Source organism: Spirosoma liriopis (assembly GCF_023196085.1).
GTDB lineage: Bacteria > Bacteroidota > Bacteroidia > Cytophagales > Spirosomataceae > Spirosoma > Spirosoma oryzicola.
In genome coordinates, this window is record NZ_JALPRF010000003.1 from 1,242,325 (window position 1) to 1,265,434 (window position 23,110).

Annotated in this window: 23 protein-coding genes; 7 read left to right on the plus strand and 16 right to left on the minus strand. The window is 51.1% G+C overall.

From position 1 onward, the window contains the following. Positions 1–409: 409 nt before the first annotated feature. The gene (gene cas6 / locus M0L20_RS22075) at positions 410–1,216 is read right to left on the minus strand and encodes a CRISPR-associated endoribonuclease Cas6 (protein ID WP_248479076.1); all 807 of its coding nucleotides are present in this window, start codon (positions 1,214–1,216) and stop codon (positions 410–412) included. Between the two features lie 114 nt (positions 1,217–1,330). On the opposite strand from cas6, the gene M0L20_RS22080 reads away from it, so the two are divergent. Continuing rightward, on the plus strand, positions 1,331–2,449 hold the full coding sequence (locus M0L20_RS22080; RefSeq protein WP_248479078.1) for a helix-turn-helix transcriptional regulator: 1,119 nt from the start codon (positions 1,331–1,333) through the stop codon (positions 2,447–2,449). A gap of 179 nt (positions 2,450–2,628) precedes the next feature. Here M0L20_RS22080 and M0L20_RS22085 read toward each other — a convergent pair whose 3' ends face one another. The 6 genes from M0L20_RS22085 to M0L20_RS22110 form a co-directional block, all read right to left on the minus strand. Then, a complete protein-coding gene (locus M0L20_RS22085; protein ID WP_248479080.1) occupies positions 2,629–4,140 on the minus strand; it encodes a glycoside hydrolase family 32 protein in 1,512 nt (503 codons plus the stop codon). Positions 4,141–4,213: 73 nt separating this feature from the next. Further along, positions 4,214–5,932, minus strand: coding sequence for a RagB/SusD family nutrient uptake outer membrane protein (locus tag M0L20_RS22090; RefSeq protein ID WP_248479082.1), 1,719 nt, complete (start codon positions 5,930–5,932; stop codon positions 4,214–4,216). A 17-nt stretch (positions 5,933–5,949) separates the two neighbouring features. Next, a complete protein-coding gene (locus M0L20_RS22095; RefSeq protein WP_248479084.1) occupies positions 5,950–9,108 on the minus strand; it encodes a SusC/RagA family TonB-linked outer membrane protein in 3,159 nt (1,052 codons plus the stop codon). 42 nt (positions 9,109–9,150) lie between these two features. After that, positions 9,151–10,044 carry a carbohydrate kinase family protein gene (locus M0L20_RS22100; RefSeq protein ID WP_248479085.1) on the minus strand — a complete coding sequence of 298 codons (894 nt, stop codon included), beginning with the start codon at positions 10,042–10,044 and terminating at the stop codon, positions 9,151–9,153. A gap of 12 nt (positions 10,045–10,056) precedes the next feature. Beyond that, positions 10,057–11,376, minus strand: a complete 1,320-nt coding sequence (locus M0L20_RS22105; protein WP_248479170.1) for a sugar porter family MFS transporter — start codon at positions 11,374–11,376, stop codon at positions 10,057–10,059. Between the two features lie 241 nt (positions 11,377–11,617). Further along, a complete protein-coding gene (locus M0L20_RS22110; protein ID WP_248479086.1) occupies positions 11,618–14,377 on the minus strand; it encodes a substrate-binding domain-containing protein in 2,760 nt (919 codons plus the stop codon). A gap of 370 nt (positions 14,378–14,747) precedes the next feature. Between M0L20_RS22110 and M0L20_RS22115 the strand changes: the two genes are divergently transcribed. Both M0L20_RS22115 and M0L20_RS22120 read left to right on the plus strand, forming a co-directional pair. Further along, a complete protein-coding gene (locus M0L20_RS22115) occupies positions 14,748–15,080 on the plus strand; it encodes a hypothetical protein (protein ID WP_248479087.1) in 333 nt (110 codons plus the stop codon). Between the two features lie 118 nt (positions 15,081–15,198). Continuing rightward, complete coding sequence (locus M0L20_RS22120; protein WP_232558768.1) at positions 15,199–15,531, plus strand: hypothetical protein; 333 nt, start codon at positions 15,199–15,201, stop codon at positions 15,529–15,531. Positions 15,532–15,556: 25 nt separating this feature from the next. On the opposite strand, the gene M0L20_RS22125 is transcribed toward M0L20_RS22120, so the two are convergent. After that, positions 15,557–15,949 (minus strand): VOC family protein, encoded by a 393-nt coding sequence (locus tag M0L20_RS22125; protein ID WP_248479088.1) that lies wholly within the window; start codon positions 15,947–15,949, stop codon positions 15,557–15,559. Positions 15,950–16,235: 286 nt separating this feature from the next. On the opposite strand from M0L20_RS22125, the gene M0L20_RS22130 reads away from it, so the two are divergent. Then, entirely contained in the window at positions 16,236–16,781 is a 546-nt protein-coding gene (locus M0L20_RS22130) for a hypothetical protein (RefSeq protein WP_248479089.1), read from the plus strand. Between the two features lie 49 nt (positions 16,782–16,830). Here M0L20_RS22130 and M0L20_RS22135 read toward each other — a convergent pair whose 3' ends face one another. After that, a complete protein-coding gene (locus M0L20_RS22135; RefSeq protein ID WP_248479090.1) occupies positions 16,831–17,628 on the minus strand; it encodes an AraC family transcriptional regulator in 798 nt (265 codons plus the stop codon). 93 nt (positions 17,629–17,721) lie between these two features. Between M0L20_RS22135 and M0L20_RS22140 the strand changes: the two genes are divergently transcribed. Next, the gene (locus tag M0L20_RS22140) at positions 17,722–18,135 is read left to right on the plus strand and encodes a nuclear transport factor 2 family protein (RefSeq protein ID WP_248479091.1); all 414 of its coding nucleotides are present in this window, start codon (positions 17,722–17,724) and stop codon (positions 18,133–18,135) included. A gap of 132 nt (positions 18,136–18,267) precedes the next feature. On the opposite strand, the gene M0L20_RS22145 is transcribed toward M0L20_RS22140, so the two are convergent. Both M0L20_RS22145 and M0L20_RS22150 read right to left on the minus strand, forming a co-directional pair. Beyond that, positions 18,268–18,585, minus strand: a complete 318-nt coding sequence (locus M0L20_RS22145) for a cupin domain-containing protein (protein ID WP_248479092.1) — start codon at positions 18,583–18,585, stop codon at positions 18,268–18,270. A gap of 287 nt (positions 18,586–18,872) precedes the next feature. After that, entirely contained in the window at positions 18,873–19,385 is a 513-nt protein-coding gene (locus M0L20_RS22150) for a pyridoxamine 5'-phosphate oxidase family protein (protein WP_232558774.1), read from the minus strand. 266 nt (positions 19,386–19,651) lie between these two features. Between M0L20_RS22150 and M0L20_RS22155 the strand changes: the two genes are divergently transcribed. Beyond that, complete coding sequence (locus M0L20_RS22155) at positions 19,652–19,855, plus strand: hypothetical protein (RefSeq protein ID WP_248479094.1); 204 nt, start codon at positions 19,652–19,654, stop codon at positions 19,853–19,855. A gap of 3 nt (positions 19,856–19,858) precedes the next feature. On the opposite strand, the gene M0L20_RS22160 is transcribed toward M0L20_RS22155, so the two are convergent. Together M0L20_RS22160 and M0L20_RS22165 are read right to left on the minus strand one after the other, a co-directional pair. Next, positions 19,859–20,005, minus strand: coding sequence for a hypothetical protein (locus M0L20_RS22160; RefSeq protein WP_248479095.1), 147 nt, complete (start codon positions 20,003–20,005; stop codon positions 19,859–19,861). Between the two features lie 33 nt (positions 20,006–20,038). Then, a complete protein-coding gene (locus M0L20_RS22165) occupies positions 20,039–20,302 on the minus strand; it encodes a hypothetical protein (RefSeq protein WP_248479096.1) in 264 nt (87 codons plus the stop codon). A gap of 449 nt (positions 20,303–20,751) precedes the next feature. On the opposite strand from M0L20_RS22165, the gene M0L20_RS22170 reads away from it, so the two are divergent. Then, on the plus strand, positions 20,752–21,030 hold the full coding sequence (locus M0L20_RS22170; protein WP_232558777.1) for a hypothetical protein: 279 nt from the start codon (positions 20,752–20,754) through the stop codon (positions 21,028–21,030). A gap of 115 nt (positions 21,031–21,145) precedes the next feature. On the opposite strand, the gene M0L20_RS22175 is transcribed toward M0L20_RS22170, so the two are convergent. The 3 genes from M0L20_RS22175 to M0L20_RS22185 form a co-directional block, all read right to left on the minus strand. Then, entirely contained in the window at positions 21,146–21,877 is a 732-nt protein-coding gene (locus M0L20_RS22175) for a hypothetical protein (RefSeq protein ID WP_248479097.1), read from the minus strand. Between the two features lie 101 nt (positions 21,878–21,978). Further along, on the minus strand, positions 21,979–22,413 hold the full coding sequence (locus M0L20_RS22180) for an energy transducer TonB (protein WP_232558779.1): 435 nt from the start codon (positions 22,411–22,413) through the stop codon (positions 21,979–21,981). A gap of 147 nt (positions 22,414–22,560) precedes the next feature. Next, positions 22,561–22,977: a hypothetical protein gene (locus M0L20_RS22185; protein WP_248479098.1), complete on the minus strand. Its 417-nt coding sequence runs from the start codon at positions 22,975–22,977 to the stop codon at positions 22,561–22,563. Between the last annotated feature and the right edge of the window lie 133 nt (positions 22,978–23,110).

The following is a 23,110-nucleotide window of genomic DNA, read 5'->3' on the forward strand; positions in this document are numbered from 1 at the left end:
CAGCTAAATAGTCAGGAAAAAAGAAAGGCAATTACTAACCTTACGTTGGCGTAAGATTATCGTTCTATTTGTTAGCCTCATATACCTTGTAAGAGACGGCTTGGAACCCGTACATCCTCGAAGTAAGGCTAACATCCATCTCGACTGTAATTGCCCTCTGTTTGTAAAGCAACAAAACACTTATTACAAAAACAATCCGATGTTAGTAGTAAATATTCTAAATCTCAGCCAAATCTAGAGGACTCACATACATATATCTTATTTTCAACACTTTGCAAAAACTTCTTTCCTTTTAAATAAATAACATCCAATTTTGGTACGGTAAGAGGAATTGAAAAATGTTTGTAGTCAATAGCAAAGACTACTGATTAATCGTACCATACCAGGAATTAGCCCAGCTTTGTCTGGGCTATTTTGTCACACCCACCGCGCCGAACCCTTCCGCGTTGTACCTTCCAACGCCCGCTAGCACCGCCAGTTCCAGCAACTCCTTCGGACCACTCAGTTCGAACGTGAAGCCATAGTAGCCGCGCACTTTCGTCTCTGCTCGCGAATCTTCTTTGATTGCGACCAACCTTGATTTGGGTTCGCGGTCGGGTAATAGTCGGTACGTTACCGCCGATGTGGCAAAGTCATGAGCAGAGGGATCGCCAGCCGAAACCATTCTCGGAATGCTGTTCCACTTCGCCAACAGGTTGTCGATTAATAACGGCCCGAACTGTATGTCGGCGGGATGCAGGTATTGGTCCATACCTCGTCCATCTTTTTCGGCAATCACAACGGGCGAGAGCGTGCGCAACTGAACCGTATTGCTCGCTATCTCCACCGGCACCGCTTCCACGCGCTCGATGATAAACTCCGCTTTGTGTTTGGGTGTCGCGATGACGCAACGCTGATCCTGAAACAAGCCGACGATAAAATGCTGAGCGGCTTTGTCGACGTAGAAACTCACTACCCATTCAATGTGGGGCGTCGTCACCCACAGTCCCCCCGCTTTGGTGTCGATGCGCGCGTTCGGGATAATCAGGTCCGAAAACGTGAAAAGCTTGAACCGGCGCGTACTCGAATATTCGTACCCCTGGCTGTGCAGGAACGTAGCATACTGCCCGTCGGCTTCGGCCAATACGGCGTAGATGAACGCACTCAGTCGATACGCGTAATTGAAGGGTACGAGTGTCTGTTGGGCGGTGGGGCGAAGGCTCAGTCGAAATTGCATATGTTCGTTTATAGGTGTGTACACTGAGATGTGAAGCTCGTCCACTATTTTTCTACTCTTTTTTCTGCCGCATTCACCTAACGGTACAAAGTTCTATCCATTACCGTACAGCCTATGTATGCGCAATCAACAACAAACCGTTTTTTTGACCGGATTAACAGCCAGGCCGACGCTTCGAGCCAACAGGATGCTTTTGTAAAGAGAAAAATCTTGTTAATCCTGTCGAAAAACAAACCGTTTTCTACCATGCCAATCGTCAAAAATCGCGAGGATCGCCTTCACACCATCAACAGCCGCCTGAACCGTTGGAGCAATCGCCCCGCCACGACCAAAGAGTTAGCCCGCCTGTGCGATGTGGCCCAATCAACCATCAAGCAGGATATTGCCTATCTGAAAGATGTTTACGAGGCTCCTATCGAATACAGTCGCAGGCCGAAGGGCTATTGGTATACACGACCGTTTAATCTGGCGGCATCGGTTACCCTGACCGATAAAGACCTGACCGCCCTCCACGCAGCCGTGGCAACGCTTAACCAGTTCAAACACGTCAGTTTGTTTACCGATCTGCGCGGCACGGTCGATAAGATCGATAAAGCGGTTCGGTTTCGGACGAGTCCCGCCGACGATTACGGGCAGTACATTCTGTTTGAATCGGTACCGTATGTGAAGGGAAGCGAATGGGTTGAGGTGTTTTTAGCCGCTATTCACGCGAGACAGGTCGTGCAGTTCGACCACCAGCGATTTGATACCGAAGTCAGGAAATCGCACCGTTTGTTTCCGTATGCCATCAAGGAGCATCGGAACCGCTGGTACGTCGTCGGTTGGCAAATCGATTATGAAAAGGTTCGGGTGTTTGGTCTGGATCGCGTTGTCGACGGTTCGGTACACGCGATAGACGATTCCTTCGATGTCCCGGCGTTCGATGCCGATATCTATTTTCGGCAGGCGTTGGGGGTTGCTGCGTACGATAATCCACCCGAAGATGTTGTGCTGGCCTTTACCCGGCAGCAGGGTTTGCATTTCAGAGCGCAACCGTTTTACCCGTTTCAGGAAGAAGACGTGTTGGCAGATACACCGACCGAACTTCGGGTCAGGCTGTCGATTATCATTAATAAGGAACTGGTCTTTGAACTAGCTCGGTTGGGGCCGGAGGTAAAGGTGTTATCTCCGCAACGACTGATCGACGACCTCAACCAGTTTCACCATCAGGCGTATCAGCAGTATTGTCTTTGAAGAAACCAGCCGGGTAACGACCCTCTTCTAGCGTACTCGTCAAGTAACGTCTCCACTGACCGCCATAAACAATTGAGCCGATGACAACGATGCCACCGGCTCAACGTATACACAAAAGCGTTACTCATTCAACACACAGACAAAGCTTGGTATGGCTGTCCGGTGCTGGCACTGATGGCTTACATGCCTTCTTTTTGGGAAGCGTTCAGGGGCGTCAGTTTCAGGCTTGAAATAGCTATTCCCTGCGCCGATTTGATCGACAGTTGGGTCATGTCAGATTCCGGAAAAAAGATTTCCGTCATCACGGTGAGTCCTCCGTCGGCAAACAGTTCTACCGAGGCCACATCCGCCAGCAACGTCATGGACAGATTGGCGTCCGCCGATAGCCGAGGAGCGGTGTGCCGTTTGCCAAATCCTTTTTCAAAGTCTATTTTTCCCGATTTGGAGCGGTCAATGTAGTACGTATTGGCCTTTTTGTCGTAACCCACCACTAGTTCGTTACCCTGCTTGTTGGCGAGTACCACCGAGAAATCAGCCGTGGCCGGAGCCGTCAGTTCCAGCTTGAAAAGAGAGGTTTCCTTTTTGGTTTTGGCCGTCAGATCGTACGAATCCTTAACGGTCAGGTTTTTCAGCGAAACGCCCGGTTCGTCCAGTACATTCAGTTCTTTTATCGGCGTAGATGTCAAATACAATTCTTTACCGACTGCTTTGAGGCCCATCTCGCGCGGAACAGTCGTGGCACCACGCCAGGGGCTGGTGGGTACTTTATCCGCATACTGCCAGTTGTTCATCCAGCCCATCAGAACCGTCCGGTTACCCGTGTTGGAGAAAGTCACCCCCGCGTAGTTGTCGGGTCCGAAATCCATCCATTTCGTTTCCTTCGAATACGCTTTAAACGCTTTTCCGTCAAAATCGCCCAGAAAATACTGCGTGGCCGAACCGCCATTTGGTCCGCCGGGATTGATGTTTACGATCAGTACCCAGACGGTCTTGCCGTTGTGCGTGAGTGGAAACAGATCCGGGCATTCCCAGACGCCCCCGTGCGCGCCCGCGTCACTCCCGAAATCGCTTTCTTTCGACCAGCTTTTCAGGTCCGGCGATGAAAAGAACGTGATCCGATCTTTGGTAGCCAGTGTCATAATCCATTTCTTCCCGGCTTCGTACCACCGCACTTTAGGGTCCCGAAAATCAGTAATGCCGGGGTTACTCAGGACCGGATTTCCAGCGTATTTCGTCCAGGTCTTCCCTTCGTCGAGGCTGTAGGCCAGACTCTGCGACTCCACCTGCTCCGGCTTCTGCTTTTCGAGTTTAGGATTGTGGTGCGTGAAAATAGCGACCAGCGGTGTTTGTCCGTTCTTCCCAAATCCGGTGGTATTGTTTACATCGGCAACAGCACTCCCCGAAAAGATATATCCCAGACTGTCGGGATAGAGCGCAACGGGCTGCTCCTGCCAGTGGACCATATCCTTACTGGTGGCATGGACCCAGTGCATAGGCCCCCAGACCGAGCTTTCGGGGTAATACTGGCAGAACAGGTGATAAACGCCTTTGTAGTAGACCATCCCGTTCGGATCGTTGATCCAGTGGGCTTTGGGCGAAAAATGAAACCGGGGCCGGTGGGTCTGGGCCAGTACCGTAGACCCGGCGAACGTCAGCAGGGTGACGAGGAAGGATAAGAGGCTGTTTTTCATAGACTGTTGGGTTAACCGGAGCGGGTGGCCGACGCTATGCCGTTCCACCCGCTTCGTTCATTAACTGATTACCTTAAAATCCGGGATTCTGCTGGTAAAGACCTTTCGTAAAGGTAATTTCCCGTTGTGGAATAGGCAGGTATTCATCCCGACCCGCCGTAAATTTAGCGCCACTCAGGTGCGACCGGCGGGTTTTTTCCTTGGTGATGTATGCGTTCAGCGTTTCGGCGGCAATGCCCCAGCGTACCAGATCAAAGAAGCGGGGACTTTCGGTAGCGAACTCCAGACGACGTTCGAACTGTAAAGCCTTCCGGGCGTATGCCTGCGTCCAGTTGGCCGAATCGTAGGGCTTGATCAGGTACTTGGATGGATCAGTGCCATCGGCTTTCTTGGTACGGCCTGTGCTGGCAGCGGCCCGCGCCCGGATCTTGTTGATCAGCGGTAGCGCCAGAGCCTGTTGCCCCAGTTCGATATACGCTTCGGCCTGCCAGAGCAGCACGTCACTGTACCGGATAATGTCGATATTTTTCGAAACACCCATAAACGGACCCTGCTTTTTGTACGACGAACTGGTTGCCAGTTGCTGCGATTTCATGGTTTGGTAGAACCCGTACACGCCCGGATCGCGCACCCAACTGTTGCTGAACGGTGAAGCCGAATTGTACTTGTACGGGTGGCCATCGATGCCAATCGTGTGATCGACGCGCGGATCGACCATAGCCGTTTTGAAATCGATCACAGCGTCGTTGAACGTATCGAACTTAGGCAATCCGTTGGCATCCGTTCCGAAGGCGTTGGCCAGGTTCTGGCTGGGCTGGTGGAAACCGCAGCAACCGTATTGCGGAGCACCGTGGGGGTAGTTCAGCCCATCCTCAAAATTAAGCCGTCCCAGCGTCGTTCCGTCGTTGATGGAATACTGCACCGCAAAGACCGACTCGACACCGTTGTCGTATTCGGGCAGGAAATTCTCGGCGAAATCCGATTGCAGATTGTATTTACCCGAACTAATCACCTGCTGGGTCAGGTCAACCACTTGCTGCAACTTTGTTTTGTTGATGCTGACAACCTTGTGGGTTTCGTCCTGCTCATACGCCTGATAAAGCCGCAACTTAGCTAGATAAGCAGCCGCCGACAGTTTGTTGGCCCGACCCACCTGCGACTGCGAAGCGGGCAGGTTCGTTACCGCGTACTGAAAATCTTCGGCGATCTTATCCCACAACTGATCGTTGGTGTACTTCCGGTTCGACGTAGCCAGAATCTGATCGTTGGACAGCGTTTCGTCAATGTAAGGCACGTACTTGAACAGCATTTTCAGCATGAAATGGGCGTGACCGCGCAGAAACCGCAACTCGGCCAAACGCGTTGTTTTCAGCGCAAAACTCGATTCCGTCAGGTTGCTGATCGACCGGATGGCTACGTTAGCCCGCGAGATGGCTTTGTAGTAGTTTTCCCAGGTGTACGGGTGATAGAACCCGCCACCCTGCTGCGGCTGCGTCAGGTTGTGCTGCTCGTAGAAGTTGATGTCTTCCAGATCGGACACGCCACCGCCACCTTTGTACGCATCGTCGGACCGGACGCTGCCGTACACCCACATGCTGGCGATGGGACCAATCATTTCACCGTTGCCCAACGAGGCATAAGCGGCTGTTACGAGCGCGTCGGCATTGTCGGCGCTTTTTATATTTTCGGACGAAAGCGTTCCCTGCGGCTGGTAATCCAGAAATTCTTTGCAGGATGAGAACAAACCGCCACCGGCCATCAGAAGCAATGAAACCAGAACTTTATTTTTCATGATCGTAAGTCTTGGGCTTAGAAGGAAACATTTAAACCGAACGTGATGGTACGCGGCACGGGAACCGTATTGATGTCGATCCGTTCGGGGTCAGGTCCCAGGTAATTCTTGTTTTTCAGCCAGAACACGTTCTCGGCCATCGCGTACAACCGCAGGCTTGTCATGCCCAGCTTGCCTACCATGTCCCGTGGAAAAGTGTAGCCCAGCTGGACGTTCCGCAGTTTGAAATAAGCGGTGCTGACGTTGAAATAATCCGACGACCGGGTTTCGTTGTTGCCATCCGACAACGTGAGCGCCGGAATGCGGGACGACGTGTTCTGCGGTGTCCAGGCATTGAATACGCCCGGTCCTACGTTTTCGCGACCACGAATAAAGTTGTTGTAGAACGTGTAGGGATCGAAACCGGTCCGGCTGGCTATGCCCGATCCGAAGATCGAAAAATCGAAGTTTTTGTAGCCCAGTTCAGCGCGAACACCGTACTCAAGACCGGGCAGCGTCGTTCCGAAAAATTCCTGGTCCAGCGCGTCGATTTTGCCATCACCATTGAGGTCCCGGTACTTGATGCGCCCCGGAGCGGCACCTACCTGCTGAGCGTGCCGGTTTACGTCTTCCTGATTCTGGAACAACCCATCGGTCCGGTAGCCAAACAAATCGAATTGCGAGTGACCGATGATCGTCGTCACGGCGTTTCCGGCGAAGGCTGACCGCACCTCGTCAGGCAATACGGTGATCTTATCCCGGAAGCGGGCAAAGTTGGCCGATATGTTATACCGGAAATCGCCTTTGGGTTTCCCGTAATACGTCAGCAATAGTTCAAATCCTTTGTTGGTCTTCGTCGCGCCGTTCACGAATTTCAGCTGGCCCTCACCCACCGCTGCTGCTACAGGTGGCTGAATGAGAATATCTTTGGTTTCGCGGGTGAAGTAATCGAACGAACCAACCAGGCTACCGTTCAGGAATCCGAAATCAAGTCCTACGTTTAGTTCGTCGGTCGTTTCCCAGCGCAGAGCCGGGTTGGCTCCCTGCGTTTGCACGAAACCCGATGGCAACGTGCCGCTGTTCGTACCGTTCAGGTCATAAGCCGTTCCCACGTTCCAGTACTGATCGAAAAAGCTGTTATGGCCATTGGGCACCTGCGAAGCCAGCGTACCGTAGCGGGGTTCGAACAAGCCAAAGCGGGCCAGATCCCCAATGTCCTGATTACCGATCCGGCCCACGCCCGCCCGTAGTTTCAGGTTGCTGATGGCCTTCACGTTCTGCATGAACGCTTCTTTGTCGATCCGCCAGCCGACCGAAGCTGCCGGGAAAAAGCCGTACCGATTGTCGGTACCGAACCGGGACGAACCATCCCGACGAAGCGTGAGCGCAGCCAGGTAGCGGTCGCCAAAACCGTAGTCGATTCGGGCAAACTGCGATAACAACCGGCTTCCGGTCGATGTACCCGTGCTGCTAGCATTACCCGAAGCAGCACTCAGGACAAAGTAATCTTCGCTCTGCACGGCGAAATTCTCGCGGTACGAAACGACGTTGTCCAGGTTGTCCTTGATGGATTCAACACCCGCCAGTACGTTGAACCGATGCTGACCCACATCGAAGTTATACCGTAACGTGTTGGTCCAGGTCAGGCTCAGGAACTGGTTGGTGCTGAGCGTCAAACTGTTGAGCGACCGGGCAATAAAGCCGTTCTGGAACGATTGTTCGATGTTTTTGTTCGAAAAACCGGCATTGTCCATCCCCAGCGACGACCGGAACACCAGCCCCCGGATCGGTTCGATCTCGGTGAAAATATTTCCGAATGCAAATGTCCGGCGGACTTTGTCCCAGCGGTTGATGTATTGCATAAACACCGGGTTGTTGCGATCCGAATAACCCGACCCGATAGGACCCGCGTAGTCACCCGTTGTGGTGTAGACCGGAATGGTTGGCGCCAGCGTCACGGCCAGGCCAGGTGTTGGTGCTCCGCCGAGGTCTGTGGTGACGGGCGTTTCGCGGGAGGCCGTTAATTGCAGATTGACCCCGAACTTCACCCGGTTGTCGGCCAGGCTTGTCATCCCATTTACGCGTCCCGTGATCCGGTTGTAGTCGGTAAACCGAACCATCCCTTTGGTATTGAGGTAGCTCAGGTTGACCAGAATCGACGAGCTTTTGGTCCCGCCCGAAATCGTCAGGTCGTTGTTCGTGATGAAGCCGGTCTGGTAAAGTTCTTTTTGCCAGTCGGTGTTGCCCGCCGGTACGTTCTGGTTACCGCCCACGTAAGGCTGCACCGTTACGTTATTGAGTACTGGATTGCTGAAGTTTTTATTCCAGTCGAAGTTGTAAATCTCCCCGTAGGCCGAAGAAGGGTCGGCTCCGTCATTGACTGATGCCTGCCAAAGCGCCCGTCCCCGATCAACGGCGTTCAGCATTTTGAAACGCTCTGGTTTTTCGGACTGGGCCGAGATACTGGTGTTGAACTGAACATTCAGTTTTCCGTCGGTATTGTATCCGTTTTTGGTGGTTACGATAATCACCCCGTTCGACGCCCGCGATCCGTAAATGGACGCTGATGACGCATCTTTCAGGACCTGGATGGACTGAATAGCCGTGGAGTTAAGACTTTGGAAAACGAAGGGGCGCTTGGTCGGTACGCCGTCGATGATGTACAGCGGATCGTTATTCCCGAGCGTATTGGCACCCCGGATCAGCACCCGGCTGGACTCGCCGGATGGCGTACCCGATTTCTCGACGTACAAACCCGGTACCCGTCCCTGCAAGGCCTGCATGGGGTTACCCGAGCTGGTCGCTTTCGTAGCCGCTACGTCCACAATCGCCACCGCACCCGTCAGATCCTGACGGCGGGCCGTGGTGTAACCCAGCACGACCACTTCGGCCAGTTGACCACCTTCGGCCAGCGAAACCGTCACGGTATTCGTATTCACAACCGATACCGTCTGCGTAGCGTAGCCAATAAAGGAAACAGTAATGCCGGTGGCACTCTGCGGCACGGCAATCGAAAACTTCCCGGCAACATCGGCCACCGTTCCGGTCGTCGTTCCGGGAATGATGATGCTGGCACCGGGAAGTGGCTCGTTGGTTTTTGAATCGAAGACAGTCCCGGTAACCGTGCGTTGCTGGGCGAGTGCCAACGTGGCGGTCAGCAACAGGGCAATCAGCGTAAACAGGTAATTTTTACACATGTTGTTGGGTTTAAGAAAAGGTGAAATGGTGAATTACGTTGGTCAGATCACTTCGGACCGCAGGATTTTATCCACGATGGTTTCCGCCGTGAACGTAGGCGTGGCGCCCCGTTGCGTCGCGACATACGCGCCGGTTGCACAGGCAAATTCAAGGGTGTTTTTCGGCGATTCGCCCTGTAGCGTTTTGTACAGAAAGGCAGCCAGGAACGCGTCACCACTCCCGATTGTATCAGCTACGTCGATCGAAAAACCAACCTGACTGTACAGGCCCGTTTCGTCCAGCAGTACCGCGCCGTTCTCGCCTAGCGTCACGCAAAGGGTTGCGAGTGCATACCGATCACGCAGTTGGTGCATGGCCCGATGCAGATCATTCTCTTCGCCGTACCAGGCTGACAGTTCGATGAGTTCGTGTTCGTTCAGCTTGGCGATGTCGGCCTGATGCAGCAGTTCTTCGACCGTTTCGCGTTCGTAGTGCGGAGCGCGCAGGTTTACGTCGAATACCTTCCGGCGGGCAACGGCCAGCAGCGCCAGTAAAGTCTCGTGCGTCATGGGGCTGCGTGCCGCCAGGCTACCATACACGAACAGATCGCTGTTCTGAACGGCGTCGATCAGGTTGGGCTCGAGGTGAATGTAATCCCAGGCGACGGGCTGAACGATCTTGTACGTGACCTCATTCGTATCCGAAATATTGGCTTTGGCAACACCCGTTAAGTGCGTCTGACCGATCTGAACCAGATCGAGCGGCAGCCCTTTCTGATCCAGAAACTGAATCAGTTCACGGCCCAGATCGTCGGAACCGACCCGGCTGATAATCTGCGCGTTGATACCGAAGTTCCGCAGATCAGCGGCTACGTTCATGGGGGCGCCCCCCGCTTGCTTACTCGTTGGCAGTACGTCCCAGAGCGTTTCTCCGAAACAGGTTATGGTTTGTGTCATGATCAGAGTCGTTTAATGGGCGAAGACCGTTCTTTCGATTTGTTCCAGACTGGTTCCTTTGGTTTCGGGCATGAGCCGCAGCACGAATACGAGTTGCAGCACCATCATGAACGCGAAGAACAGGAAGGTAGTCCCCCCGCCGATCTGCTCAGCCAGGTACGGGAAGGTGAAGGTGATGATCGCGGCCATCAGCCAGTGTGTAAAACTGCCCAGCGCCTGCCCACTGGCGCGGACTTCATTCGGGAAAATTTCGGAGATGAACACCCAGATGACCGCTCCCTGCGAGAAACCAAAGAAGGCGATGTAAACAAAGAGCAGCAGCGGTACTGTCATGCCGAAGTCCTGGGTGTAGAAGGCCCGCGCCACGAGTCCCAGCGTGATGATAAGCCCTACAGAACCGATTTTCATCAGCGTCCGACGACCGTAGCGATCAATCAGATTGAGCGAAATCAAGGTAAAAATAAGATTGACCAGCCCGATACCCGCCGATGATAACAGGGCCGAACTTTTGCCCAGACCGGTCATTTCGAAAATACGGGGAGCGTAATAGATGATGGCGTTGATGCCCGATACCTGATTGAACACCGCAAACAAAACGGCCAGCGTGATTGGGGTACGGTATTTGGCCGTAAACAGCCGGGCATTCTGAGGCTGGTCGGCGTGTTGTTGCAGTGCCTGTAGCGTTTCTTCGGCGGTTGCCGGATCAATCATATAAAGTACATCGCGCGCTTCGGCCACCCGCCCCTGGACCAGCAGCAGCCAGCGGGGACTTTCGGGAATATTCAGAACGGCAATTAGGAAAATGAGCGACGGGAACGCCTGTACACCCAGCATCCAACGCCACGGCTCGCTACCCATGTCGCCCAGCAAATAGTTGGACAGGTAAGCGATCAGGATACCCAGTACAACGTTGAACTGGAAAAGCGCTACCAGCCGACCACGCGATTTAGCGGGCGAAATTTCGGTAATATACATCGGAGCGGCCACCGACGAAGCGCCGACGCCCAGCCCACCCAGAAACCGGAAGATCAGGAAAATGGTCCAGTTAGGGGCTAGTGCCGTACCGACCGAAGCCAGCAGATACAGGATTGCAATACCCAATAAAGTTTTCTTCCGCCCGAAGCGCTGCGTCGGGATACCTCCCAACATCGAACCCAGCACCGTGCCAACGAGCGCAATCGAAACCGTCAGACCGTGTTCCCACACATTCAGCCCCCACAACGATTGCAACGATTGCTCGACACCGGAGATGACGGCCGTGTCGAAGCCGAAAAGAAAGCCGCCCAAAGCAGCCGTAATGGACCAAAAGAAAATGCGTTGTTTCTGACTCATGTTTACCCGCATGAACTGGTTTCGTTGGCAGTTCATGGGTCAAACTTAGCGGATGAGTCACGGAAGCACGCTCCGATATTTGTTCAAATAGATTCGAAATTAGTTCAAATACAGACTCACTGTAAATCAGCTATTTATCTAATCAATCAAACTAATGCCTTTCAGTATTGTTACAAGGATTTTCGATTTTGATACCGCCGAAATTATACCGCACCTGCTCTACTCTCGCCTATTTGATCGGCTACGCGTTCACCTGCGACCGGCGGTACTCGGAAGGGGTCTTACCCGTATGCTGTTTGAAGAAGGTTGTGAAATACGTGGGGGAGCTGAAGCCGGTCTGCTCGGCAATTTCCGACATCGTTTTCGCACTGTCGCGCAACAGTTGCTTGGCTTTTTTCAGCCGGATTTCGGTTAGATAATCCATTACATTCTTGTCGAGCAGCGCCTGCACTTTGCGGTACAGCTGCACGCGCGAAACGCCCATCTCGCGACTTAGTTTCTCGACACCGAATGTCGAATCACCGATATTTTTTTCGATCAGGGCCGTCAGATCATTCAGGAATTTACGGTCCTGCTTATTCTCCCCCGACGGCAGCGAATCGGTCGCGAAACGTTGCTGCTGTTTCCGGCGGTTCGCCAGCGTAGTACGGAGCGTTTCCAGCAGGTAGGTCGAATTAAACGGTTTGGTCAGGTAAAGGTCGGCCCCGGCGCGGGTACCTTCGATTTGCTGCTCCATCTGGTTCTTAGCCGTCAGCAGCACCACCGGAATGTGGGATGTTCGCCAGTCGGTTTTGATACGCTGCGTCAGCTGCATCCCGTCCATGCCGGGCAGCATGATATCGCTCAGAATAAGGTCGGGAATCGTTTCCAGAATACGCTCCCAGCCCGCTTCGGCAGTGGTTTCGGCAATGACATCAAATTCGGCGCCCAGCCGATTCACCAGAAACGTGCGTAGATCGTCGTTATCCTCGATAATTAGCAGCGTTCCGGCAGAGCGGCCAGCCGACAGCGGCATTGGCGGTTCTTCGGTGGCTACCTCCGCTTCGATAAACGGGCGATACCGACTCACAAGGCCTGTACGCTCGGTCTCATCCAGGTGTTCGCTACCCAGCGGCAACAGAATGGTAAACGTCGTTCCCCGACCTTTTTCCGATACTACGTCAATATCACCTCGGTGCAGTTGGATAAACTCCTGCGACATGGCCAGACCAATGCCTTTCGCCAGGTTAAACGGCTGGCTACCGCTGTAGAATAAATCGAACGCATGGTGCTTTTCATCCGGGGTCATCCCCTCCCCGTTGTCAATCACCTGAATGCGCGCTTGCCCGGCGACCACGTCGATGCGGACGTGAATCAGCCCACCCTTTGGTGTGTACTTGAAGGCGTTGGACAGCAGGTTGAACAGCACCTTATCAAGTTTTTCAGTATCGATCCAGACAGGCAGTTTTGGATAGCTCGTCAGCAGTTGCAGGTCAATGCGTTGCCGCTCGGCCTTCCGCTGAAAGTCGCCGATGATATCCCGCACGAAAGCAATCAAATCCTGTTCAGATGCCTGCAATCGCTGCTTACCCGCATCCGTTTTGCGTAGGTCCAGCATCTGATCCACCAGTCTCAGCAGCCGGTAGGCATTTTTCTGTACCAACGACAAATTGTTACGCAGTTCGTGCCCCCCCACTTGTTTCTTCGCCAGTAGATCTTCCGTCGGGATCAGGATCAGGCTGAGGGGCGTGTTAAATTCGTGGGAAATGTAGGAGTAGAAACGCAGCTTTTCTTCCGTAGCCTGCCGGGCCTGCTGCGACATCGCTTCGATCTGATTTTTTTGGTTCCGAATCTCTTCGTTCTGCTTTTCCAGGGTCAGGTAAGCCGCCTGTTTGGAGCGGAACAGATACAGCGCCCAGCCCCCAAGCAACAGAACCACGATCAGGCAGGCAAACGTAATGTACAGGGTGTTCTGCTGCGAGGTGTACGTTTTGGTCAGGTTTTCAAGATTCCGGTTCTGCCGGTCAATATCGGTCTGCTGTTCGATCACCTTCTCGTTCTGAAGTTTCATGATGCGAACATTCGTTGAATCAACCAGCGTGGTCAGCAGGCGGTTTTCGCGCCGAAAAGGTTGCTTTTCCAAAATCGCGAGGGCGGTGCGAATGGCTTCCTTACCGCCGGTCGGATACAGCACGGTAGCGTCCAGAATGCCCCGATCCACCAGATCGATACCTTCATTTTTTCCGGGTAAGCCATCAACGCCGATAATCTTGATCCGCTGGCCGATCCCCAGTTGCTGACAAACCTGGTGCGCTTTGAGCGCCGTACGGTCATTTTGGGCGAAAATAAGCTGTACGTTGGGCGTCTTCTGAATCAACTGCGTCAGTTCGTCCGCAAACGAGCGCCGATCCCAATCCCCTTCCAGTTTCTTGATTAATCGCAGGCCCGGATGCGCTTTCAGAATCTGGGAAAACCCCCGGTGCCGGTCGATATCCGCCGACGATCCCGGCGACTCGCCAATCTCGATGACGTTACCGCTTCCTTTCAGCAGGGCATTGGCATACTGACCGGCGGTGCGGCCAACCTCCACGTTGTCGGCTCCTACATAGGCCGTATACTGATCCGAAGCCGTACGTCGGTCCAGCACAATAACGGGAATACCCAGTTGGTAAGCTCGCTCGACAACGGGGGTGATGGGCTGGGCGGCATTAGGCGATACAATCAGCAGGTCTACCCGCTGGTCAAGCAATTCCTGAATCTGCTGGATCTGCGTATTACTCTGTCCCTGAGCATCTTTGACAATGAACTCAACATCCGGATGAAACGAAAGCTCCTGGTTCATGCTCGCCAGCATGGATTTGCGCCAGGTATCGGTAAGCGTGCGTTGGGAAAACCCAATTCGGAACCGTTTGTCCGAAGACTGACAGCCCCAATTTAGCTGGAGAAAAAAAAGAACCGCACTGACTAGCACAGCCCATGTTACTTGCCGGAAAGCCAGAAGCCAAAAGTTCGATTGATTCATGAAAACAGGGAGCCCTACACGCAATGTATCTCAAATATACTATAGAATATACACAATCCATAATTGGATAAGTTCTATAACAAAGTCGAGGTGACGCAATTGTTTTTTCCATTCGTCACAGACAAAGGTATTCGAAAGGAACAGTATATGCGCGTTTTAACCGCTACGGCTTCGATCCCATCCAGGTTAGACTAGCCTGAACGGGCACGGTGTCGGAATGGGGCAATTATCTTGAATTGAGATGGTCAAAATCCGAGACTGTCACCTAATAATCAAAAGGCGAGCCTTGTGCATTACGTTAACTAAAACAGTCTTGGGGTGTCTGATCGGCCCACGCTTATTTAGAGACCGATTCCTAATCATCCACACCATGAGTAATCTTGTTGCTGTTCTTCGGTTTCTGTTTTGCGTCTGTACCCTTAGCTTTTGCCTCTGGTTCTGGTGGGACGAGTGGCAAAGGCACCGAACCAAACGGGAGCTTCAACGCCAGCAGAAAGCGTATAGATGCGGTATGCTCGTTGCCAGTAAGTACACCCTTTACACGGGAAAACTGCCTTCCTCCGAGTTCATGTACTACGTGCGTGAGATCGGCTACTGCGATGATCCAACCCAGGACGCCATTCGTGAGCTGATTCATCAGACCGACTCAATCTTTGCTGCCGGCTGGACTCACCAGCCGGAGCTAATCACCCTTGATAACTAGTACATCTGTCCGCTCTATATATTCACCCAAGGTAGCCTAGGTTCGTTCGAACCCCATACTTAACATTTAGTAGGTTATGCCAGTTAAAGACTTGGTTTACTAATTCAGCCAAGTCATCATGAGCCAAGAGTCAGAGAATTTAAAAGTGATTTTTTACCAGCCAGCCGCTGAAGGCGAACGGGGTACTATCGTGGCGGATGGCTATTTTAGCTTTGTACCGACCTTTAAAGCGGGCGATGCGATCAACATCACCCTGAGCAAGCCTAATGCCGCTGACCCCGTCGTTCATGACCCGATTGGCCACAAAACGCACCACGTCCAGGCTACCGACTGGGTGATCATGATCGACGAGAATTCGAAGCAGGCCGTCGCTACGCTGATTGTTTCAGTGTCGTCCATTGAACCGACAGCAACATCAACTGATTATCCCAGTATTGTGGCAACCCATTAAAAAGGCTTATGGCGTTTGGCTACAACTACTGGCGTTCGCCATAGCAGTAGCAAAGACCGTCGGGAGCTACGACAAAAAAAACCTTCCAACTGACATCACCGTGTTGTTGGAAGGTAAATTGAGGCCGGTCAATAAGCAATCCGTTGGTCTTTAACTCGGTAAATGCTTTGGCTACATCGTCAACCTCAAAGAAACAACCATCCTGCGCGGGGTCACCGCCGTTTTCGGCCAGACCAATCAAAATTCCATCCCTGGTTAGGGTAGCCGACTTGTGTGGCATGTCGGTTCGTTCTGCAAGCCGAAATCCAAGCGTTTCTTCGTAAAAAGAAAGGGCAGATTCAAGGTCGCTTACCGGCAAATTCAGGCTATCCTGCTGATAAGGCCAGACTTGTTTGATCACTGCTTTTGATTGATCCATTGGTTTTTAGCGAATACGCGTTACGGACAATCCCACCTGGATTGCCACTCGACAGAGGCAATCTACGCACTGCTCAACGTAACCTTTTTACGTCGTGTATTCTCTGGACAGAAAATTTACTCAGCAATTCGCTACATCTACCCTTGTCAACACGCGTACGGAAGAAATAAACACCACTAAACCACTTCTCGTGATACGCCGATTAATTACTTTGTTAAGGAACTTCATTCGATTGTGCTAACTTTCAGCATCATAGCAACTCGCTATATGGATTGATCGCACCACTATGAGAGCTATTCGACTTTCGCGCAGCTATCTAAAACCTACTACTGGTGTAGCGGTTATGCTGGTTGTGTTTTTGTTTTCGGAGTTGGTTAGCTGGCTAGCATCGTACCCAATCAATTTGCTCAAAATGCACTATGTGGGTGGTGTTTTACCTTACCTGTGGCTCGTACTGCGGAGCTTACTTATTCCTGAAGCAATGACAGCCCTCATCGTTGTATGGCTGCTCAATCAGGCCCATCGCTGGTTTGGGATTGAACAGGTCGAGAGTAACTGGCGGTCTATCCTTGGCTACAAGTTGATTTTTTTGCCTGTTCTAGCCCTGTCTTTTATCTTCTTTAATCCGGTTACCGAGACGGTCCGTTTTCTTCTGGAAGGCTACCCTCGCTATTCACTTAGCACTTTCTGGAACGTATACCTGGCAGGAACATTCAGCTGGCCAGTCTACATTCGGTATTTGGCCCTCGTTCTGATCGTTGGCTATGCTTTACTTACTATTTCTTTGCTAGGCGATCTGCATCGTCAAACCAGTTTGTCGCCAACGCGCTAGGGCTGTCACTGCAATATGCCCGTTGCTAATTGTGTAACCAGTAAACTGGTCAGCGTCTTTTTCCCCGGATAAACTGAAAAGGACGTTGTCCGCAAATTTCCAGAAAGTTAGTACTGAACGTAGCCAGACTCTCGTAGCCCACATCCATAGCTAACTGCGACACGTTTTCGCTACCCATTTCAATCAACTCCAGGGCTCTGATCACCCGGGCTATTTTGCAGTAGCTCGAAAAGGAAATACCCAGTTGTTGCGTAAATAGTCGGCTGAGCGTGCGCACCGAAAACCCAAACTCACGGGCTAACTCCCCAAAATTGATTTGTTCGGACAAATGCTCCTGTACGTATTTAAGAACGGATTCTAGTCTGGCGTGAGTAGTCGAAGGCAGATAGACCGGTACAGCTTTTTCAATTTCAGCCGGTAATAAATCCTGGATCGCCCGCAAGAACGTAGTGACCTGTGAATCGTCCTGTTGCTCCTGGCTCCATTTTTCGGTGTGCCGAATCATTTCGCGCAGTAGAACGGTGATGGGAAATACGGAAATTAGATCAGTCAGCGGTTCTTTGTTACGGGCTACCGGGAAGCACAGTGACCGCATATGCAGCTGCGGACTATCCGACCAGATTTCGTGATGGGTATCAACGGGAATCCAGACGCCATACCCACTGGGAATGAGTATCTGCTTGCCCTGGCCGTTCAGGTGAATGCACCCTTGCTCAGCGTAGACCAATTGGCCCCACGCGTGCCCATGCCAGTCGGATTGAAAACAGCCTAGCTGTTGATGAAAAATAACGAAAGACGTGCGGGTCGAGTCGATAAGCGATGCACAGCTTATCTGTTGTCTAGTCATGGCCGATACGAATAAAAAGTAGTCCTTTCTGCGTAATTTTTCCAATATAGCACCCGGTAGCTTTGCGAGCAGGTTCACCAGTCTATTTTTTCCATGATCTCGCATCCCAATCTCGACCTTGTCCACCGCTTTTTCCAGGCCTACGCAACCAACGATCAGGCGACTATCGAAACCATTCTGTCACCGGCTATCCAATGGCATATTCCCGGCGACCATCCTCTGAGTGGCACCAAAACCGGTATTGCTGCCGTGATGGCTTATTTTGCGCAACTGGGCAAGGCGGCTTTTCAGGCCAGTCCGATTGTTATGGGCGTCAACGATCAGTATGTGATTGATTGTCACCAGAACTGGAGTTCACTGGACGGCGTGGTCAATCTTAAGACGATGTCCTGCCTTCTCTGGAAGATCGAAGACGGAAAAATTACAAAGGTCTATAATTTCCCGGAAGACCAGCATAAGGTAGACACGTTTTTCCGAACGGTTTACGGTAATGAAAGCCAGAGATGAGCTCTGACCAACAGCTTATCTTGAAAGACAAGAAGCACGATGAGCTCTACCGTGCTTCTTGTAAGGAGTATTATGCTTTAAATCCCGCAACTGTTTTCCTACCGGTGAGCCCGGCACAGGTAAAGCGAATGGTTAACGATTGGCGTTCCAGACCAGGATCGTGCAGCCGCTGGGACTACTTGCCTGATGTTCGGTACCGACCGGGTAGTATAAATACGAACCGGGCCCAAACGACTTCCCTCCTTCTACCTGAGGGTCTACGTACACTCCCTCCACAACAAATACCTCATCGGGTACGGAGTGGCTGTGAACGGGGTATTGCTTGCCGGCACCTATACGAATCAATACGCGCTTTTCGCCCGGCTGCGCGCGCAATTGCCATTTTTCGACTCCTTCACTAACAAAATGCCAGTCGGGTGTGGAGCCATCTTTAGTTTCGATTAATAACATGTTGGTAGGTACGTGACAAGACGAACGTCGGTGATCTAAATCGCATCGGAGCAACATAGCTTGATACATACAAGTTCTGCGGAACGAAAATTCAGATCGTAACTACAGAACTCAGTGGCCTGGTTTGGATCAGGAACCGACGTTACAACTAGGTTTCACGAATCAACAGAAGCACCCATTTTGATAAAGGACAGCCTTCAGATGGCTTAGAAGCCAGCGTCAATAGCGCATAAAAAAAGCGCCCGACTTAGTTAAGCCGGACGCTTTTACGTTACCATTTAATTACTTTATCGGGGTTCGTCTCCAAACTTCTCGTTACGACCCGTCTTGTCAGCCGCCCCGGTGATGGCCCCTTTTGCCATCTCGAAAAGCTTAACCATCTTGCCTCCTGGCCGATCCCAGTATTCACCGGCATGAGTGGTCACTTTCAGCAAAGCGATATTCGGATCATCTTTGCCGTTAGGAAACCAGGTTTTCAGAAAATCACTCCACAATTCGTTTATTTTCGCCTGGTCTTTGACTACCTCGGCATAGCCTGAAGTCGATACATAAACCTCGGAACCCGGATCCGAAAAGCCAAGGGCGATTCGCTCATTATTGCGGATCTCGGCCACTTTATTAGAGTTGTCGTAGGTAAAAAACCACATGGTACCGTCCTCATCCATTTGGTGCGTAGCCATGGGGCGGGCATGAAAATCGCCGTCTACCTCCTGGGTGGTAAGCATAGCGATGCGGATATCCTTGATCTTGTCCCGAAGCTTATCGAGCTCCATGGCGTTCAGCGTGTGTTGAGCTTGCATAGAATTGCAGATTTATGTTGTCTTACCCTAAGCCGCTGTTTATAAAGCAGGTTTAGCCGATAGAGATAAATCCCCATAAACTGAGCCAACGGGTTCGCTCACTAGAAGATCCGCATTCTAATGATGCATGGCGTTTTCGATTATGCCTATCTCAGAGATGACTGATGATGACATAAGGCGAGCCAACGAGCCTTCTCAAGTTAACGCTTGTTTAATTTTAGATAACCGAACGTGTTGTTTCTTGCAGTCAGCATCAGAAACGTCTAATGAAAACAGTGCTTGCTTACTGGGACACGGAAAACAATGACGGTCATGCGTATGCCTCGTGTCCGGATTGCCATAAAGAAATGTGTTTACCCGATCAAAGCTTTAAAGCGGTAGAGGCTTACACACCGATAGCGAACTACAATCAGTCGGTATACTGTCCAACGTGTAAGATAGAATTCACGGTTTCCCAGGTGCTGCTTTGACGGTTAACGCACTGAAAGCAGGGAGTTACCATATTTATTTCCCTGAGCAGCCGCGTATTTTTTGAACAAAGCGGTTTCGGTTAAGATGATGCAACCGTACAGATCCACCTTTAAGCCCAGGCTACTCGCTTGAGTCTTAAAGGTGGACATCCGTAGACTGATACTCGTTGCTATCAAAGTAACTTAACGGCCCGATGAGGAATAGGAACGGCTGCGGGTCGTTTTGCTGGTCGTTTTTACTTTTCTACCGTTGCTTTTCGAGCCACCCTGGCTCATTGAACTACCCTTGCTCGACGGCGAGACAGTACCGCCCGTTGAACCGTTTTGAGCAGGCGTAGAGCCCACTGTGGTGTTGCCCGTGTTGCTGCTACCCGAGGCCGTAGATTGTGCCTGACCTTTTACGGTCGCTATCACCAATAAAGCACCCAGAATGATTCCCTTTTTCATGCGCTTGTCTAGGATTAATGTTTTCAAGTAGCCTAACTAGCCGGAACCTAAAATGGACTAACTAATCGAGTGAGTGGGTTTGTGTCTATAAGTTATTTGCTTTGATAAGGATCACCCATGCGTCCAGTATGCTAGTTGGCTAAGCGATATAGCTCCATTTTCTATTAACTGTCCCACTAATTAATCATTGTTCTTTTCGATCCTGTTGCCGCTTAGCAGTCCTTATACGTCGTCAGACCGTTCAGGAGAGTCGATAAACAATTGTTTCCCTTGGTCACTTTAATCTGTTGCAATGTCGTACGTCGGCTGCCGGTTATCCTGTGTTCTTACAACAACCAAGACTACTTAGCTAAGCGGTAAGCGAAAAGGCAGGGCGGGGTTATTCTCCCGGCAAATTCTGAAAAGCGATCAAGCAAAACAAAGTAAAAAAGTACTGATCCAGTCAACTGATGAAAACAAAACGAATTGAAGAACTACTTGACGAAGTAAAAAGTCTGCGCAAAAAGGTGAAGAAGTCCGCTCAGGCTCAGGCCAAAGTAGAGGATAAGCTGGCTCAGGTCGAAATCTTGGTAAAAGCTCTCTACCACCAGGTAAAGGACGAACAGGATCAAAGCGGTAAAGAAGGCAAGCCAGGCAAGAAGTCCAAGAAAAATAAGCTGGACGATGCGAGTGCACAGGAACTCGCTCAGATAGCGAATGAGACCGAGGAGAAGACCGCCCAACTGTAGAGTAACGCCACAACGTCCAGCCACTCATCATGAAGCTGGACGTTGTCATTAAGTCCCCAACAAGTTTACCTAGTAGAAAGCATTGGCCCGTAAACACAACGCTCCTCCATTGGCGCTAAGGCAGCGGTCGTTTCGATACATAAACAACCGCTGGCATAGTATCGGTGCAGCAGTAAAAGTTGTTTTTCTCCGCTTGGTAGCTTCCCCCCGAAGCCGCTACGTAAAGACGGTTCTGGGAATCAAGGTGTAAATTGATCAACTGATGGTTGAACGGAAAGCGGACGGTGTGCTCACCCGACGCATCCTGTTTCTTGATCTCGGATGGATTAACATAAGCGGTGGTTGAACCGGGAGCGGTCGGCGTACTATGCGACTGAATCGTGTAAACGGTGCCTGTACCGGATTGAACCCAGCCGATTGGTTTGATATCGTCCAGGTAGTGTTTGTAATGCTGCAAATAGTACTGCCAGGTTTTTCCATAATCAGCCGAAAAGTAAAGTGCATCCCAGGCCCCCAACAGAACTCCCTGCTGATTGAATTTGCTCGTGTGTAAGGCAAAAGTGGTATCATTTCGGACCAACAAACCCGGTATTCTCCCCTGAAAATCTTTTGATTCCTTCCATGTTTTTCCCCGATCCGTCGAAAAATACGCCTTCGTCCAGGTCGTTACCAGCAGTGTTTTGTCGATATCGCCAGCAATGGCATACGCTTCCCGGCCAGTAGGAATTTCCAGTTTGATCCAGTCAGGATCTTCAGCCGTAACGGCGGGGCTAACAACTTGCGTGTCATTTTGCACACAGGAGAGAACCGTTATCAAAGCAACGACAAACAGGAATACTTTTTTCATGGCGGATGCGTGTTAATAAAAACAGGAATCAATTGACCAACAGCTTACGTGCTGTGAGGTATACGCTAAAACATTAGTAAAGACTAGATTACACTCAACTGCTACAGTAAAGTAAACGAAATTGGTAGGCTGGTTTGCACGTTAACAGGCTTCCCCTTAAGTTGACCCGGTGTCCAATCGGGCATTGCTTTGACAACGCGCATTGCTTCCTCATCGCAGCCCCCGCCAACACTTTGTTTGATTTGTACGTCAGCAATATGACCATCACTTGTTACCACAAACCCGACTACTACAGTGCCTTGTAGGTTAGCGCGTTGCGCCTGGGCAGGATAACGCAGATTTTTCATCAAATAATCGGCCAGTCCGGCTTGTCCACCCTGCGGAGTTGGTGGTTGATCCACTACGGTATACACATCGCCAACCCCTGACGGATTTTCGGGGGAGACTTCTTTTTTGCACATGCTGAACAACAGTATAAACAGCAAAGGCAGCAGTTGTTGACAAAGGCGTTGTTGACATGCAGGGAAGGTATTCATACGAACAGCTGTTAACCTACATAACAAGCAGACTTTCGTGATCTAACTACTCACTGGCTGTATTATCATACTGTTAACTATTTCGAAGTAGCGCGCTGTGTGCGTGTAAGAATACAGATTGATACAACCAAATACTAGATGACTAGCTCACAGATTGAGTTTGCCGTACTTGTTGTTATATACCTTACCCGCTTTGGGCCAGGTTAATTTCAAGGCCGACCAAATGTTGTTTACGCGTAGACATTTGCTTTCAACAAAGCCGTAATCATAGGCTATTTTAATCACGGCTGGTAGCGCCAGATCAGTTCCTTTCTGACCACCCTTGGGCCACGAAACCCAGATCGTGCCTGTCGGCTTTAACTGATTCTTTACCGCTGGGAGTTGCTTGTGCAGTTCAAGCTGACTGACGACAAACAGGTGTATGTAATCAAAATCGCCAATAAGTTCGGTTTCGAGCTGAAGACCAGAAGGATCAATGGCTTGAACTGCATCGGCAGGAGCATTGATCAATATAGCCCGTGCGCCTTGATGGAGGCCCATCTTCATCGATACTGATTTTATCATGAGTAGCATGCGGTTTATGAATAAGCATCTTTATCAAATAAGTAGCCGCTATTTACCAATTTCAGCAAATAAAGTAACTGATTATTAGAACATTGCTTATTAACTACAAATAAGAACGAAAGCCTATCTGCGT

Coding starts and splice junctions, on each gene's coding strand:
- M0L20_RS22150 (WP_232558774.1), bottom strand. CDS start 19,385: ATGCAAGCTCAACACACGCTGAACGCCATGGAGCTCGATAAGCTTCGG.
- M0L20_RS22180 (WP_232558779.1), bottom strand. CDS start 22,413: ATGAATACCTTCCCTGCATGTCAACAACGCCTTTGTCAACAACTGCTG.
- M0L20_RS22160 (WP_248479095.1), bottom strand. CDS start 20,005: ATGTCCACCTTTAAGACTCAAGCGAGTAGCCTGGGCTTAAAGGTGGAT.
- M0L20_RS22165 (WP_248479096.1), bottom strand. CDS start 20,302: ATGAAAAAGGGAATCATTCTGGGTGCTTTATTGGTGATAGCGACCGTA.
- M0L20_RS22170 (WP_232558777.1), top strand. CDS start 20,752: ATGAAAACAAAACGAATTGAAGAACTACTTGACGAAGTAAAAAGTCTG.
- M0L20_RS22140 (WP_248479091.1), top strand. CDS start 17,722: ATGATCTCGCATCCCAATCTCGACCTTGTCCACCGCTTTTTCCAGGCC.
- M0L20_RS22110 (WP_248479086.1), bottom strand. CDS start 14,377: ATGAATCAATCGAACTTTTGGCTTCTGGCTTTCCGGCAAGTAACATGG.
- M0L20_RS22115 (WP_248479087.1), top strand. CDS start 14,748: ATGAGTAATCTTGTTGCTGTTCTTCGGTTTCTGTTTTGCGTCTGTACC.
- M0L20_RS22155 (WP_248479094.1), top strand. CDS start 19,652: ATGAAAACAGTGCTTGCTTACTGGGACACGGAAAACAATGACGGTCAT.
- M0L20_RS22090 (WP_248479082.1), bottom strand. CDS start 5,932: ATGAAAAATAAAGTTCTGGTTTCATTGCTTCTGATGGCCGGTGGCGGT.
- M0L20_RS22100 (WP_248479085.1), bottom strand. CDS start 10,044: ATGACACAAACCATAACCTGTTTCGGAGAAACGCTCTGGGACGTACTG.
- M0L20_RS22125 (WP_248479088.1), bottom strand. CDS start 15,949: ATGGATCAATCAAAAGCAGTGATCAAACAAGTCTGGCCTTATCAGCAG.
- cas6 (WP_248479076.1), bottom strand. CDS start 1,216: ATGCAATTTCGACTGAGCCTTCGCCCCACCGCCCAACAGACACTCGTA.
- M0L20_RS22080 (WP_248479078.1), top strand. CDS start 1,331: ATGTATGCGCAATCAACAACAAACCGTTTTTTTGACCGGATTAACAGC.
- M0L20_RS22175 (WP_248479097.1), bottom strand. CDS start 21,877: ATGAAAAAAGTATTCCTGTTTGTCGTTGCTTTGATAACGGTTCTCTCC.
- M0L20_RS22085 (WP_248479080.1), bottom strand. CDS start 4,140: ATGAAAAACAGCCTCTTATCCTTCCTCGTCACCCTGCTGACGTTCGCC.
- M0L20_RS22130 (WP_248479089.1), top strand. CDS start 16,236: ATGAGAGCTATTCGACTTTCGCGCAGCTATCTAAAACCTACTACTGGT.
- M0L20_RS22145 (WP_248479092.1), bottom strand. CDS start 18,585: ATGTTATTAATCGAAACTAAAGATGGCTCCACACCCGACTGGCATTTT.
- M0L20_RS22095 (WP_248479084.1), bottom strand. CDS start 9,108: ATGTGTAAAAATTACCTGTTTACGCTGATTGCCCTGTTGCTGACCGCC.
- M0L20_RS22105 (WP_248479170.1), bottom strand. CDS start 11,376: ATGAGTCAGAAACAACGCATTTTCTTTTGGTCCATTACGGCTGCTTTG.
- M0L20_RS22185 (WP_248479098.1), bottom strand. CDS start 22,977: ATGATAAAATCAGTATCGATGAAGATGGGCCTCCATCAAGGCGCACGG.
- M0L20_RS22135 (WP_248479090.1), bottom strand. CDS start 17,628: ATGACTAGACAACAGATAAGCTGTGCATCGCTTATCGACTCGACCCGC.
- M0L20_RS22120 (WP_232558768.1), top strand. CDS start 15,199: ATGAGCCAAGAGTCAGAGAATTTAAAAGTGATTTTTTACCAGCCAGCC.